Annotated in this window: 3 protein-coding genes; 2 read left to right on the top strand and 1 reads right to left on the bottom strand. The window is 63.9% G+C overall.

Annotated features, from left to right (window positions below; translation table 11 throughout):
- Positions 1-147 precede the first annotated feature (147 nt).
- Complete coding sequence (locus tag AC4PS6_RS20710) at positions 148-699, bottom strand: RNA polymerase factor sigma-70 (protein WP_032904207.1); 552 nt, start codon at positions 697-699, stop codon at positions 148-150.
- A 301-nt stretch (positions 700-1,000) separates the two neighbouring features.
- Here AC4PS6_RS20710 and AC4PS6_RS20705 point away from each other — a divergent pair, with 301 nt between their 5' ends.
- Both AC4PS6_RS20705 and AC4PS6_RS20700 read left to right on the top strand, forming a co-directional pair.
- On the top strand, positions 1,001-1,753 hold the full coding sequence (locus AC4PS6_RS20705; protein ID WP_038451030.1) for a thioesterase II family protein: 753 nt from the start codon (positions 1,001-1,003) through the stop codon (positions 1,751-1,753).
- A 51-nt stretch (positions 1,754-1,804) separates the two neighbouring features.
- Positions 1,805-14,701 (top strand): non-ribosomal peptide synthetase, encoded by a 12,897-nt coding sequence (locus AC4PS6_RS20700; protein WP_492180965.1) that lies wholly within the window; start codon positions 1,805-1,807, stop codon positions 14,699-14,701.
- Positions 14,702-14,977: the final 276 nt, after the last annotated feature.

The following is a 14,977-nucleotide window of genomic DNA, read 5'->3' as shown; positions in this document are numbered from 1 at the left end:
AATCCCTGTCGAATTCCGGCCAGCGTGGTTTAACGGGGCGCCTAAGATCAAAAGCCAGATCAAGATCACAAGCAGATCAAGATCAAGAGCGGCTCGCTTCGCATCGTAGTTTCCGTGGAGCCCTTACCCACATATGTCGGCGCTGGATTAAACCCGCCGCGCAAACGTATCGCTATGACTGCCCGACACCTTGCGGCAATGCACCAGCGCATCGCGAATCATAAAGTTCACCAAGGTCGGCGACACCCCAAGCTCCTTGGCGATGTCTTTTTGCGGCACGCCATGCAAGCGGTACATCTCGAACGCGTAGCGGGTGCGCTGGGGCAGTTGCGTCAGGGCGTCGGCGATGTTTTCCAGGGTGTTGAAATTGATGTGCGAGGTTTCCGGTGAAGCGCCGTGAATAACCACATTCAAGCCTTCCTCTTCGGTCCCGGAGTATTTGAGCTCCAGGGCCTGCTTGCGGTAATGATCGATCGCCAGGTTGCGCACGATCTGGAACAGATAACTCAGTTGGGCCTTGAACGATGAGGTGATGGTCGGCGCCGACTGCAGCCGGAAGTAGGCGTCCTGCACCACGTCTTCGGCGCGGGAGCGGCACCCGGTGATACGGGCCGCGATCTTCACCAAAATCAGTCGATTGTCGACGAACGCCTGGAGAAGGGGTGAATCGCACCTGCCTGTGGATACTTGTTCCGTCATGGAAATCACCTTGCTGCGAATAGGTTAGGGGAGGGCATCCCTGCTGAGGCCTCCTACATATCGGGCAACAAATTATGCTTAATGATAATGATTGTCAAATGAGAAGACGAACTAATCTTATGCCTTGGGCAAAGGTGTGAACCATGTCTCGCTCGCCCCCGGCGACTAATTATTTGAAGGCTCCGTCCGTTCTCATGGGTGACAGGTTCGTTAGTACAACGGCCAAGGACCAGCACCCGCAGGAGGACCAGATGGGTTTTTATCGTGCATTCAGCGTGTTTCAGTTCGGAGTCCTCGCGGGATGAGTACGTCCCTGCGGCTGCGCCTGTTTTGCCTGCCCCACTCAGGCGCCAGCGCCTCGGTCTACGCTCGCTGGCGCCGGGTGCTGCCGGACTGGCTGCAAGTGTGCCCGCTGGAATTGCCGGGACGCGGCATGCGCATGGACGAGCCATTGCAGCGCGATATCAAGGCCTTGGCCGCGCAGCTTGCTGAAGAAATCAGCCGTGATCTGGATGGTCCCTATGCCTTGTTCGGCCACAGCCTTGGCGGGCTGTTGGCGTTTGAATTGGCTCACGCTCTGAACGCGCGCAATCTGCCCGCGCCCCTGGCGTTGTTCGCGTCCGGCACGGCGGGCCCGGCGCGTCGTGATGTGAGCGAGTACGCCGTCGAAAAGACCGATGCCCAACTGATTGCCCGCCTGCGGCAATTGCAAGGCACCGCCGAAGAAGCCCTGGCCAACCCCGAGCTGATGCAACTGATGTTGCCGATCCTGCGCGCCGATTTTCTGCTGTGCGGCAGTTTCACCTATGGCGAGCGCCAGCCCCTGGCGCTGCCGATCCATGTGTTCGGTGGCAAGCAAGACAGCGTGCGTGCCGACCAGTTGCTCGACTGGCAACTCGACGCCGCCAGTGGGTTTTCCCTGGACATGTTTGACGGCCATCACTTCTTCCTCGTGCAGCACGAAAGCGCCGTGCTGCGCTGCGTGCGTCGCTATGCCGACGAGCACTTGGCGCGCTGGCGCATTGGCGCGGCGCGGCAGCTCGTCGCCGGCTGAACCCCACCGACTTCCCGAATTTCCCGTAAGCCGATTTCAGGCAGGAACCCCATGATGGACGCCTTCGAACTCCCCCGCACCCTGGTCCAGTCCCTTCAACAGCGTGCTGCGCAGACGCCGGACCAGGTGGCGTTGCGCTTCCTCGCCGAGAGCGCCGAGCACAGTGTGGTGCTCAGTTATCGCGACCTCGACCAACGCGCCCGCACCATCGCCGCTGCCTTGCAAGCCAACGCTGGCCTGGGCGAGCGTGCGGTGTTGCTGTTCCCGAGTGGCCCGGACTATGTGGCGGCGTTCTTTGGTTGTCTGTACGCCGGGGTGATCGCGGTGCCGGCGTATCCACCGGAATCCACGCGCCGTCATCACCAGGAGCGCCTGCTGTCGATCATCAGCGATGCCGAGCCGCGCCTGCTGTTGACCATTGCCAGCCTCAGCGAGGGCCTGGCCCAGATTGAAAATGCGCCGCCGGTATTGAGCGTCGACACCCTGGAGGCGCAGCGGGCCGACCAGTGGGTCGCGCCCGACCTCAAGGCGGACGACATCGCGTTCCTGCAATACACCTCCGGCTCCACCGCATTGCCCAAAGGCGTGCAAGTCAGCCACGGCAACCTGGTGGCCAACGAAGTGCTGATCCGCCGTGGTTTTGGCATCGACCTCAACCCCGATGACGTGATCGTCAGCTGGTTGCCGCTGTACCACGACATGGGCCTGATCGGCGGCCTGCTGCAACCGATCTTCAGCGGCGTGCCCTGCGTGTTGATGTCGCCGGCCTACTTCCTTGGCCGACCTTTGCGCTGGCTGGAGGCGATCAGCGAATACGGCGGTACCATCAGCGGTGGCCCGGACTTCGCCTACCGCCTGTGCAGCGAACGGGTCAGTGAGTCGGCCCTGGAGCGCCTGGATTTGAGCCGCTGGCGCGTGGCCTATTCGGGTTCCGAGCCGATCCGCCTCGACACCCTGGAACGCTTCGCGGAAAAATTCGCCGCCTGTGGTTTCACCCCGAATAATTTCTTCGCCTCCTACGGCCTGGCCGAAGCCACCCTGTTTGTCGCCGGCGGTACCCGTGGCCGTGGCATTCCCGCCCTGCGCCTGGACGAACAGGCGCTGGCCGCCAACCGTGCCGAACCGGGGCAGGGCCCTGCGATCATGAGTTGCGGTACCAGCCAGCCGAACCACGCCGTGCTGATCGCCGACCCGCACACCCTCACCGAGCTGCCCGACCAGTGCGTCGGCGAACTCTGGGCCACGGGCCCGAGCATCGCCCACGGCTACTGGCGCAACCCGCAAGCCAGCGCCAAGACCTTCGTCCAGCATGCTGGCCGCACCTGGTTACGCACCGGTGACCTGGGCTTTATCCGCGACGGTGAGGTGTACATCACCGGGCGCCTGAAAGACCTGCTGATCGTGCGCGGCCATAACCTCTACCCCCAGGACATCGAACAGACCATCGAGCGCGAAGTGGAAGGGGTGCGCAAGGGCCGAGTCGCCGCGTTTGCGGTGAATGACCAGGGCCTGGAAGGCATCGGCATCGCCGCGGAAATCAGCCGCAGCGTGCAGAAAATCCTGCCGCCCGAAGCGCTGATCAAAGCGATCCGCCAAGCCGTGGCCGAGGCCTGCCAGCAAGCCCCGAGCGTGGTGGTGCTGCTCAACCCCGGCGCCTTGCCGAAGACCTCCAGCGGCAAAGTGCAGCGTGCGGCCTGTGCGATTCGGCATGCCGATGGCAGCCTCGACAGCTACGCGCAGTTCCCCGGGCAGCAGGGGCAGGCGAGCGAAGTGGCGCTGGAATCGGACCTGCAACAGCGGATCGCGGCGATCTGGTGCGAGCAACTGCAACTGGCCCAGGTGGCGGGCGACGATCACTTTTTCCTGCTGGGGGGCAACTCCATCACCGCGACCCAAGTGGTCGCCCGCCTGCGCGAAAGCCTGGGGCTGGAGCTGAACCTGCGCCTGCTGTTCGAAGCGCCGACACTCGCGGCCTTTGCTGCGGCTGTGGCGCAACTGCAACAGGACGGCGGCGTGGCCCAAGGCGCAATGCACGCCTTATCGCGTCAAGAAGACCTGCCCCAATCCCTGGCACAGAACCGCCTGTGGATCACCTGGCAATTGGACCCTCACAGCAGCGCCTACACCATTCCAGGCGCCTTGCACCTGCGCGGCGAGCTGGATGAAGACGCACTGCGCCAGAGCTTCCAGCAACTGATCCAGCGTCACGAAGCCCTGCGCACGCGCTTCTACGAGCGCGATGGTCAGGCGTTTCAGCGTGTCGAGGCTACGGCGGATTTCGAACTGCCGGTCATCGACCTCAGCGACTTGCCAAACGACGTGCGCGAAGCCCGTGCGCAACAGGTTCGCGAAGACCAGGCGCGCAGCCCGTTCGACCTGGAAACAGGCCCGTTGCTGCGGGTTACCCTGGTGCGCCTGGGCGATGAAGAGCACCAACTGCTGGTGACGCTGCACCACATCATTGCTGACGGTTGGTCGCTGAATATCCTGATCGACGAGTTCTCGCGCCTGTACGCCGCTGCCGCCCAAGCCCAGTCCCTGGCGTTGCCGCCGCTGGCCTTGCAATACGCCGACTACGGCAGCTGGCAGCGTCAATGGTTGGCCGAAGGCGAGGGCCAGCGACAGCTGGCGTACTGGATAGCGCAGTTGGGTGACGAGCATCCGGCCCTGAACCTGGCCACCGATCACCCGCGTGCCGCCCAGCATCGGCACAGCGCCTCGCGCCATCGCCAGCGCCTGGATGCGCGCCTCAGTGCGGCGATTCGCCAGACCGCCCAGGCCCACGACTCAACATCGTTCATGCTGTTGTTGGCGACGTTCCAGACCTTGCTCTATCGCTACAGTGGCCAGCGCGATATCCGTATCGGCGTGCCCAATGCCAACCGCCCACGCCATGAAACCCAGGGCCTTATCGGCTTCTTTATCAACACCCTGGTGCTGCGCGCCGAGCTGGACGGGCGCCTGCCGTTCAACCAGCTGTTGGCCGCCACTCGCGAGACCACATTGGCCGCCCAGGCCCATCAGGACCTGCCCTTCGAACAACTGCTGGAAGCCTTCCCCCAGGCCCGCGAACAGGGCCTGTTCCAGGTCATGTTCAACCACCAGCAGCGCGACCTCAGTGCCTTGCGCCGCCTGCCGGGCCTGCTGGCCGATGAGTTGCCCTGGCACAGCCGCGAAGCCAAGTTCGACCTGCAACTGCACAGCGAAGAAGATCGCAATGGGCGCTTGAGCCTGTCGTTCGACTACGCCGACGAGCTGTTCGATTGCGCGACCATCCAGCGTCTGGCCGAGCACTTCATCCATCTACTTCACGCTGTGTGCGCGCAACCACAACACGCCATCGGCGACCTGCCGTTGATGCAGGCTGACGAACAGCAACCCTGGAGCGAAGCCCCCTGCGCGCCGGCCCGGCACTGGTTGCCCGAGCTGCTCAACCAACAAACGTCGGACGCCACCGCATTGGTCTGGCAGGACGGCAGCCTGACCTTCGCCCAATTGCACACCCAGGCCAACCGCCTGGCCCATTACCTGCGCGACAAAGGCGTCGGCCCGGACGTGTGCGTGGCCATCGCCGCCGAGCGTTCGCCGCAACTGCTGATCGGCCTGCTCGCCATCATCAAGGCCGGTGGCGCCTACGTGCCGCTGGACCCGGATTACCCCGCTGAACGCCTGGCCTACATGCTCAAGGACAGCGGCGTGCAACTGCTGCTCACCCAGACCGCGTTGCTGCCCCAACTGCCCAGCGCCGAAGGCGTGTGCGTGATTGCCATGGACAGCCTGCATCTGGACAGCTGGCCGACCCAGGCGCCAGGCTTGCACCTGCACGGCGATAACCTCGCCTACGTGATTTACACCTCCGGTTCCACCGGCCAACCCAAAGGCGTGGGCACCACCCACGGCGCCCTGGCCGAGCGTTTGCAGTGGATGCAGGCCACCTATCAACTGAACGAAACCGATGTGCTGATGCAAAAGGCGCCAATCAGTTTCGACGTGTCGGTGTGGGAATGCTTCTGGCCACTGATTACCGGCTGCCGCCTGGTATTGGCCGGGCCGGGCGAACATCGCGACCCGCACCGCATCGCGCAGCTTGTGCAGGAACATGGGGTGACCACGCTGCACTTCGTGCCACCGTTGTTACAGCTGTTTATCGATGAACCCCTGGCAGCCGAATGCACCAGCCTGCGCCGCCTGTTCTCCGGTGGCGAAGCCTTGCCCGCCGAGTTGCGTAACCGTGTACTGGCGCGCTTGCCCGCGGTGCAATTGCACAACCGCTATGGCCCGACCGAAACCGCGATCAACGTCACCCACTGGCAGTGCGCCGCCTCGGATGGTGAGCGCTCGCCGATTGGCCGACCATTGGGCAATGTGATCTGCCGCGTACTGGACGAGCAACTCAACCCGCTACCGGCCGGTGTGCCGGGCGAATTGTGCATCGGCGGTATCGGCCTGGCGCGGGGTTACCTGGGCCGTGCCGGGCTGACGGCCGAACGTTTTGTCGCCGACCCGCTGGGCGCGGCGGGCACCCGCTTGTATCGCACCGGTGACCGTGCGCGCTGGAACGCCGATGGTGTGCTCGAATACCTCGGACGCCTCGATCAGCAGGTCAAGCTGCGGGGTTTCCGAGTGGAACCGGAAGAAATAGAAACGCGCCTGCTGGCCCAGGCAGGCATCGCCCAAGCCGTGGTGCTGGTACGTGATGCCCAGTTGATCGGCTACTACACCGCCGACGCCGAACTGGATGAGCAAAGGGTCAAAATCGCCCTGGCTGCCGAGTTGCCGGAGTACATGGTGCCCGCGCTGCTGATGCGCCTGGACGCCATGCCCCTGAGCCCCAGCGGCAAGCTCGACCGGCGTGCCTTGCCAGAGCCGGTATGGCAAACCCGCGAACACGTCGAACCGCATACACCTTTGCAACTGCACATTGCCGCGATCTGGCGCGAGGTGCTTGGCCTGCCACGCATCGGCCTGCGCGATGACTTTTTCGCACTCGGCGGGCACTCGTTGCTGGCCACGCAAATCATCTCCCGCACCCGCCAGGCCTGTGACGTCGAACTGCCGCTGCGCACCCTGTTCGAAGCCAGCGAGCTGGGCGATTTCGCCGAGCAGGTCGGGCTGATCCAGGCGGCGGGCCAGCGCAACCAACAGACGGCCATCGCCAAAGTCGACCGCAGCCAGCCGGTCCCCTTGTCCTATTCCCAGCAGCGCATGTGGTTCCTCTGGCAGATGGAACCGGACAGCCCGGCCTACAACGTCGGCGGCATGGCGCGCCTGCGCGGCGTGCTGGATGTGGGGCGTTTCGAGGCCGCCTTGCAGGCCTTGATCATGCGTCACGAAACCCTGCGCACCACCTTCCCAAGTGTCGATGGTGTGGCCTGTCAGAAGGTCTCGGCGCAAACCGGCGTGCGCATGGACTGGCAGGATTTCTCCGCGCTGAATGAGCCGCAGCGCCAGCAGCGTTTGCAGCAACTGGCCGATGTCGAGGCGCACACGCCGTTCAACCTGGAAACCGGGCCGCTGTTGCGCGCCTGCCTGGTCAAGGCCGGCGAGCAGGAACATTACCTGGTGCTGACCCTACACCATATCGTCACCGAAGGCTGGGCCATGGACATCTTTGCCCGTGAACTCAGCGCCTTGTATGAAGCCTTTATCGACGAGCGCGACTCACCGCTGCCAGCGTTGCCGGTGCAGTACCTCGATTACAGCGTATGGCAACGCCAGTGGATGGAAGCCGGTGAGCGCCAGCGTCAGCTGGACTACTGGACCGCCCAACTGGGCAACGAACACCCGTTGCTGGAACTGCCCGGCGACCGTCCACGGCCACCCGTGCAAAGCCATCGGGGCGAGCTGTACCGCTTTGATTTGAGCGATGAGCTGGCCGCCCGCGTGCGTGCCTTCAACGCCCAGCACGGCCTCACGCTGTTCATGACCATGACCGCGACCCTGGCGGTGTTGCTCTACCGCTACAGCGGCCAGACCGACCTGCGCATCGGCGCGCCAGTGGCCAACCGTATCCGTCCGGAAAGCGAAGGCTTGATTGGCGCGTTCCTCAATACCCAGGTGCTGCGTTGCCAGCTCACTGGGCAGATGCGGGTCAGCGAGCTGTTCGAGCAGGTGCGCCATACCGTGATCGAGGGCCAGTCCCACCAGGACCTGCCGTTCGACCATCTGGTGGAAGCCCTGCAACCGCCGCGCAGCGCGGCGTACAACCCGTTGTTCCAGGTGATGTGCAACGTGCAGCGCTGGGAATTCCAGCAAAGCCGCCAACTGGCTGGCATGACCGTGGAGTACCTGGCCAACGATGCGCGGGCGACCAAGTTCGACCTCAACCTGGAAGTCACCGACCTCGACCATCGCCTGGGTTGCTGCCTGACCTACAGCACCGACCTGTTCGACGAGCCGCGTATTGCGCGTATGGCCGAGCATTGGCGCAACTTGCTTGAAGCGTTGGTCGCCGATCCTGGCCAGCGCCTGAGCGAATTGCCGTTGCTGAGCGCAGATGAACAACGCGCCTTGCAAGACAGCCTGGGGGTGGAGAAGGGCGAGCATCGCCTCGACCAGTGCATCCATCAACTGTTCAGCCAGCAGGCCAGCCAGCGGCCGGAGGCCCCGGCGCTGACCTTTGCCGGTGTGACCCTCTCGTATGCGCAACTGGATGAGCGCGCCAACCGCCTGGCCTGGATGCTGCGCGAGCGTGGCGTGGGCCCGCAGGTGCGCGTGGGCCTGGCGCTGCCGCGTTCGCTGGAAATGGTCATCGGTTTGCTGGCGATCCTCAAGGCCGGCGGTGCCTATGTGCCGTTGGACCCGGAATACCCGCTGGACCGCCTGCATTACATGATCGAAGACAGTGACATCGGTCTGCTGCTCAGTGATGCGGCCCTATTCGAAGCTCTTGGTGAGTTGCCGGCGACGGTGGCGTGCTGGTGCCTGGAGGATGACTCGCCGGTGCTGGCGAATTACCCCGCCGAAGCGCTGCCGTTCGTGAGTCTGGCGCAACACCAGGCGTACCTCATCTACACCTCGGGTTCCACGGGCAAGCCCAAAGGCGTGGTGGTGTCCCACGGTGAGATCGCCATGCATTGCCAGGCAGTGATCGAGCGGTTTGACATGCGCCCGGATGACTGCGAACTGCACTTTTACTCGATCAACTTCGACGCTGCCACCGAACGTTTGCTGGTGCCGCTGCTGTGCGGGGCGCGGGTGGTATTGCGCGCCCAGGGCCAGTGGGATGCCGAAGAGATCTGCGCGCTGATCCGTACCCATCGCATCAATGTGCTCGGTTTCACCCCCAGCTACGGCAGCCAGTTGGCGCAGTGGCTGGCGACCCAGCAACAGACACTGCCGGTGCGCATGTGCATCACCGGTGGCGAAGCCTTGACCGGCGAACACCTGCAACGCATCCGTGCGGCGTTTACGCCCCAGCTGTTCTTCAACGCCTACGGCCCCACCGAAACCGTGGTGATGCCCCTGGCCAGCCTGGCGCCCGAGCAGTTGGAGGAGGGCGCTGGCAGTGTGCCGATCGGTAGCATCGTCGGCGCGCGCGTGGCCTACATTCTCGACGCCGACCTGGCGCTGGTGCCCCAGGGCGCCAGCGGTGAGCTGTATATCGGTGGCGCCGGCCTGGCCCAGGGTTACCACCAGCGGCCGGGGATGACGGCGGAGCGCTTTGTCGCAGACCCGTTTGCTGGCAAGGGCGGGCGCCTGTACCGCACCGGCGACCTGGTACGCCAACGCGCCGATGGCCTGGTGGAGTACCTGGGGCGCATCGACCATCAGGTGAAGATCCGCGGTTTTCGCATCGAACTGGGCGAAATCGAAACGCGCTTGCTCGAACATGACGCTGTGCGCGAAGCGGTGGTGCTGGCACTGGATGCGCCGAGCGGCAAGCAATTGGTGGCGTACCTGGTCAGCGATGCCGAGCACGCCGCCTTGCGCGACGCGTTGAAGGCGCACCTCAAGGCGCAACTGCCGGACTACATGGTGCCCGCGCATCTGATCGTGCTGCAGAGCATGCCGCTGACCGCCAACGGCAAGCTAGACCGCCGCGCCTTGCCTGAGCCGGACCCAGAGGCCAATCGCCAAGCCTACGTCGCGCCCCGCAGCGAGCTGGAACACAGCCTGGCCGCCATCTGGTGCGCGGTGCTGAACGTGGAGCAAGTGGGCCTCGACGATAACTTCTTTGAACTGGGCGGCGACTCGATCCTGTCGATCCAGGTGGTGAGCCGGGCGCGCCAGGCCGGGATTCATTTCAGCCCCCGTGACCTGTTCCAGCACCAGACCGTACAGAGCCTGGCTGCCGTGGCGACTCGCTCGGAGCTCATCATCGCCGAGCAAGGATTGCTGACCGGCCCCTCGGGCCTCACGCCGATCCAGCACTGGTTCTTCGACACCGACATCCCGGCTCGCCAGCACTGGAACCAGGCGTTGGTGCTCAAGCCACTGCAACTGCTCGATGCCCATCGCCTGGAGCAAGCGCTGCTGGCCGTGCTGGAACACCACGACGCGCTGCGCTTGAGCTTTACCCCGCGTGGCGCGCAATGGCATGCCGAGCACTTGGGCGTGCCGGAAGGTGGCGTGCTGCTGCAGGCGCAGGTGCGCGACATGCAGGCGTGCACGGCGTTGTTCACCGACACCCAGCGCAGCCTCGACCTGGCACAGGGGCCGCTGTTGCGCGCCTTGCTGGTGGACGGGCCGCAAGGCCAGCAGCGCTTGCTGATCGCCATCCATCACCTGGTGGTGGACGGCGTGTCGTGGCGCGTCCTGCTGGAAGACCTGCAAAACGTTTATCGCCAACTCAGTGAAGGCCAGTCCGTCAGCCTGCCGGCCAAGACCAGCGCGCTGCGCGATTGGGCTGCGCGCTTGCAAGCCTATGCCCACAGTGAGTCCTTGCGCGAAGAGTTGAGCCTGTGGCAAGCGCAATTGGCTGGCCCGGCCGTGGCCTTGCCGGTGCAGCGTCCCCAAGGCGCACGGCGCAATAGCGATGCCGAAACGGTCAGCGTGCGCCTGGATGCCGAGCGCACCCGGCAGTTGCTGCAACAGGCGCCGAGTGCCTATCGCACCCAGGTCAACGACCTGTTGCTGACCGCCCTGGCCCGCGTACTGTGCCGCTGGAGCGGGCAGGCCTCGGCACTGATCCAGCTGGAAGGCCATGGCCGCGAAACCTTGTTCGATGACATCGACCTGACCCGCAGCGTGGGCTGGTTCACCAGTGCCTATCCGTTGCGCCTGACGCCGCAGGCCGAGCAGGGCGACTCGATCAAGGCGATCAAGGAGCAACTGCGTGGTGTGCCCCATAAAGGCTTGGGTTATGGCGTGCTGCGTTACCTGGCCGATGACCTGTGCAAACAGAGCATGGCCGCATTGCCGAGCGCGCAGATCACCTTCAACTACCTGGGTCAGTTCGACCAGAGCTTTGGCACTGACGCGCTGTTCCATCCGCTGGAGGAATCCGCCGGCCTGGCCCATGACCCGGATGCGCCGTTGCCCAATGAACTGAGCATCGACAGCCAGGTCTACGGCGGCGAGCTGGTGCTACGCTGGACGTTCAGCCGTGAGCGGCATGATCAGCAGGTGATTCGCGATCTGGCCGAGGCCTACCTGGGCGAATTGCACAGCCTTATCGCCCATTGCCTGCAGGACGATGCCGGTGGCCTCACGCCGTCCGACTTCCCCCTGGCGCGCCTGACCCAGGTGCAACTGGACGCCTTGCCGGTCCCGGCCAGCGCCATCGAAGACGTCTACCCGCTGACCCCGATGCAGGAAGGCTTGCTGCTGCACACCCTGCTGGAGCCCGGCACCGGCCTGTATTACATGCAGGACCGCTACCGCATCAACAGCGCCCTGGACCCGGAGCGTTTTGCCCAGGCCTGGCAAGCGGTGATCGCCCGCCACGAAGCCTTGCGCGCCTCGTTCTGCTGGAACGTCGGCGAAGACATGCTGCAAGTGATCCACAAGCCCGGCAGCACGCCGATTGAGTACCTGGACTGGAGCGCCGACCCGCAGGATGAGCAGGAGCCGCGTCTGCAAGCCTTGCTCAAGGCCGAGCGCGAAGCCGGCTTTGACCTGCTCAATCAAGCACCTTTCCACTTGCGCCTGATTCGCGTGGGCGAGGCGCGCTACTGGTTCATGATGAGCAACCACCACATCCTGATCGATGCCTGGTGCCGTTCGCTGCTGATGAATGACTTCTTCGATATCTACACAGCCCTGGGCGAAGGCCGCGATGCGCAACTGGCCGCGCCGCCGCGCTACCGTGACTACATTGCCTGGCTGCAACGCCAGAACCTCAACGAAGCGCGCCAGTGGTGGCAGCAAAACTTGCAAGGCTTCGAGCGCGCCACGCCGATCCCGAGCGACCGCCCGTTCCTGCGCGAACACGCTGGTGGCAGCGGCGGCATGGTGGTGGGCGACTGCTACACCCGCCTGGATGCCCGCGACGGTGCGCAACTGCGCGAACTGGCCCAGGCGCATCAGCTTACCGTCAACACCTTCGCCCAGGCGGCGTGGGCCCTGGTGCTGCGGCGTTTGAGTGGTGATCGCGATGTGTTGTTCGGCGTCACCGTGGCCGGGCGCCCGGTGGACATGCCCGAGATGCAACGTACCGTCGGCCTGTTTATCAACAGCATCGCGTTGCGGGTAAAACTGCCCGAGGACGGCCAGCGCTGCAGCGTGCGCCAGTGGTTGAGCGCCTTGCTCGACAGCAATATGCAATTGCGCGAGTACGAATACCTGCCCCTGGTGACGATCCAGGAGCATAGCGAACTGCCCAAGGGCCAGCCGCTGTTCGACAGCCTTTTTGTGTTCGAGAACGCGCCAGTGGAAGTCTCGGTGCTGGACCGTGCGCAAAGCCTGAACGCCACCTCGGATTCTGGCCGTACCCACACCAACTTCCCGCTGACGGCGGTGTGCTATCCAGGCGATGACCTCGGTTTGCACCTGTCCTACGACCAGCGTTATTTCGACGAAAGCACCGTGCAAGACATGCTCGCTGAGTTCAAGCGCCTGTTGCTGGCGCTGGTGCAGGGCTTCCATGGTGACATGGACGAGCTGGCGCTGATGGGTGAGCAGGAACGTGAATTCCTCGTGGAAGGCTGTAACCAGAGCGCACATGCCTACCCGCTGGAACGCAGCTATATCGAGTTGTTCGAGGCGCAGGTCGCGCAGCATCCGCAGCGTATCGCCGCCAGTTGTCTTGACCAGCAATGGAGCTACGAGGATCTGAATCGCCGCAGCAATGGCCTCGGCCACGCGCTGATTGCGGCGGGTGTCGGCCTGGACCAACCGGTGGCGTTGTTGGCTGAACGTGGGCTGGATTTGCTCGGTATGATCATCGGCAGCTTCAAGGCCGGCGCCGGCTACCTGCCGTTGGACCCGGGCCTGCCGGGCCAGCGCCTGAGCCGCATCATCGACCTGAGCCGCACGCCGTTGCTGGTGTGCACCGAGGCGTGCCGTGAACAGGCCATCGAGTTGCTCGAAGGTGTCGATTGCCAGTTGCTGGTGTGGGAGGAAATTCCCGCCCGTGGTGAAAACCCAGGTGTCTACAGTGGCCCGGACAACCTTGCTTACGTGATCTACACCTCAGGCTCCACCGGCTTGCCCAAGGGTGTGATGGTGGAACAGCGCGGCATGCTCAATAACCAATTGAGCAAGGTACCGTACCTGAACCTGAGCGATGCCGATGTGATCGCCCAGACCGCGTCGCAAAGCTTCGATATTTCTGTGTGGCAGTTCCTCGCCGCGCCGCTGTTTGTCGCGCGTGTGGACATTGTGCCCAATACCATCGCCCATGATCCGCAAGGGTTGCTGGCCCACGTTCAAGCACAGGGCATCACCGTGCTGGAGAGTGTGCCGTCGCTGATCCAGGGCATGCTGGCCCAGGAGCGTATCAGCCTCGAGGGCCTGCGCTGGATGTTGCCGACCGGGGAGGCCATGCCGCCGGAGTTGGCCCATCAGTGGCTGCTGCGTTACCCGCAAATTGGCCTGGTGAATGCCTACGGCCCGGCGGAATGCTCCGATGATGTGGCGTTCTTCCGCGTCGATCTGGCGTCGACCCGTGGCACTTACCTGCCGATTGGTACGCCGACCGACAACAACCGTTTGTACCTGCTCGATGGCGCATTGGAACTGGTGCCCCAAGGCGCCGTGGGCGAGTTGTGCGTCGCTGGCACCGGTGTCGGTCGCGGTTACGTCAGCGATCCGTTGCGCACCGCCCAGGTGTTTGTACCCAACCCCTTTGGCGCGCCTGGTGAGCGCCTCTACCGTACCGGCGACCTGGCACGGCGTCGCAGCGATGGGGTGCTGGAGTATGTCGGGCGTATCGACCACCAGGTGAAGATTCGCGGCTACCGCATCGAACTGGGTGAAATCGAAGCGCGCCTGCATGAACAACCCCTCGTGCGCGACGCGGCGGTGGGTGTGCAAGAGGGGGCCAATGGCAAACATCTGGTCGGCTACCTGGTGGCCGCCGATGCCACGCTGGAACCGAGTGAACAGCTGGAGCGCGTCAAGCAACGCCTGCGTACCGAACTGCCGGAATACATGGTGCCACTGCATTGGCTATGGCTTGACCGCCTGCCCCTGAATGCCAACGGCAAGCTCGACCGCAAGGCCCTGCCGGCCCTGGAGATCGGCCAGTTGCACAATCAGGACTATGTGGCGCCGCGCACTGAACTGGAAACTACGTTGGCGGGTATCTGGGCCGAGGTGCTGAAGGTCGAGCGGGTCGGGGTGCAGGACAACTTCTTCGAACTGGGCGGGCACTCGCTGCTGGCCACGCAGATTGCCTCGCGGGTGCAGAAGACACTGCAGCGCGATGTGCCGTTGCGGGCGATGTTCGAGTGCAGCACCGTGGCGCAGTTGGCCGAGTATATCGAGGGGGTGGCGGGCAATGAGATCAGTGCCGAGAAGGTGGATCGGTTGAGTGATTTGATGGCAGAGTTGGAGGGGCTTTGATCTTCGTTGTCTGTCAGGGCCTCATTGCAGCATAGGCATCTACACAGCTGGACCTGTGGCGAGGGAGCTTGCTCCCGTGACGGCCTGGCAGCCGACGCTGATCGAGCTGGTGCACCGCGATCCAAATGTGGGAGCTGGCTTGCCTGCGATGGCGGCCTGACAGCCGACGCAGTTATACCGAGTACATATCCATTCCTGCGGTAACGGCCACTTAGGGTTCCGCTTTTACAGCGGCTCACTTTTGAAAAGCGCAAAAGTAAGCATGGGCCTGTCCCG

This window comes from Pseudomonas sp. DW-iso17, from assembly GCF_058725345.1.
The sequence above is the reverse complement of the archived record's forward strand: the minus strand, read 5'-3'. Positions and strand labels throughout refer to the sequence as shown.

Excerpts from the sequence above, each read along its gene's own strand:
- AC4PS6_RS20710 (WP_032904207.1), bottom strand. The coding sequence starts at position 699 with ATGACGGAACAAGTATCCACAGGCAGGTGCGATTCACCCCTTCTCCAG.
- AC4PS6_RS20705 (WP_038451030.1), top strand. The coding sequence starts at position 1,001 with ATGAGTACGTCCCTGCGGCTGCGCCTGTTTTGCCTGCCCCACTCAGGC.
- AC4PS6_RS20700 (WP_492180965.1), top strand. The coding sequence starts at position 1,805 with ATGATGGACGCCTTCGAACTCCCCCGCACCCTGGTCCAGTCCCTTCAA.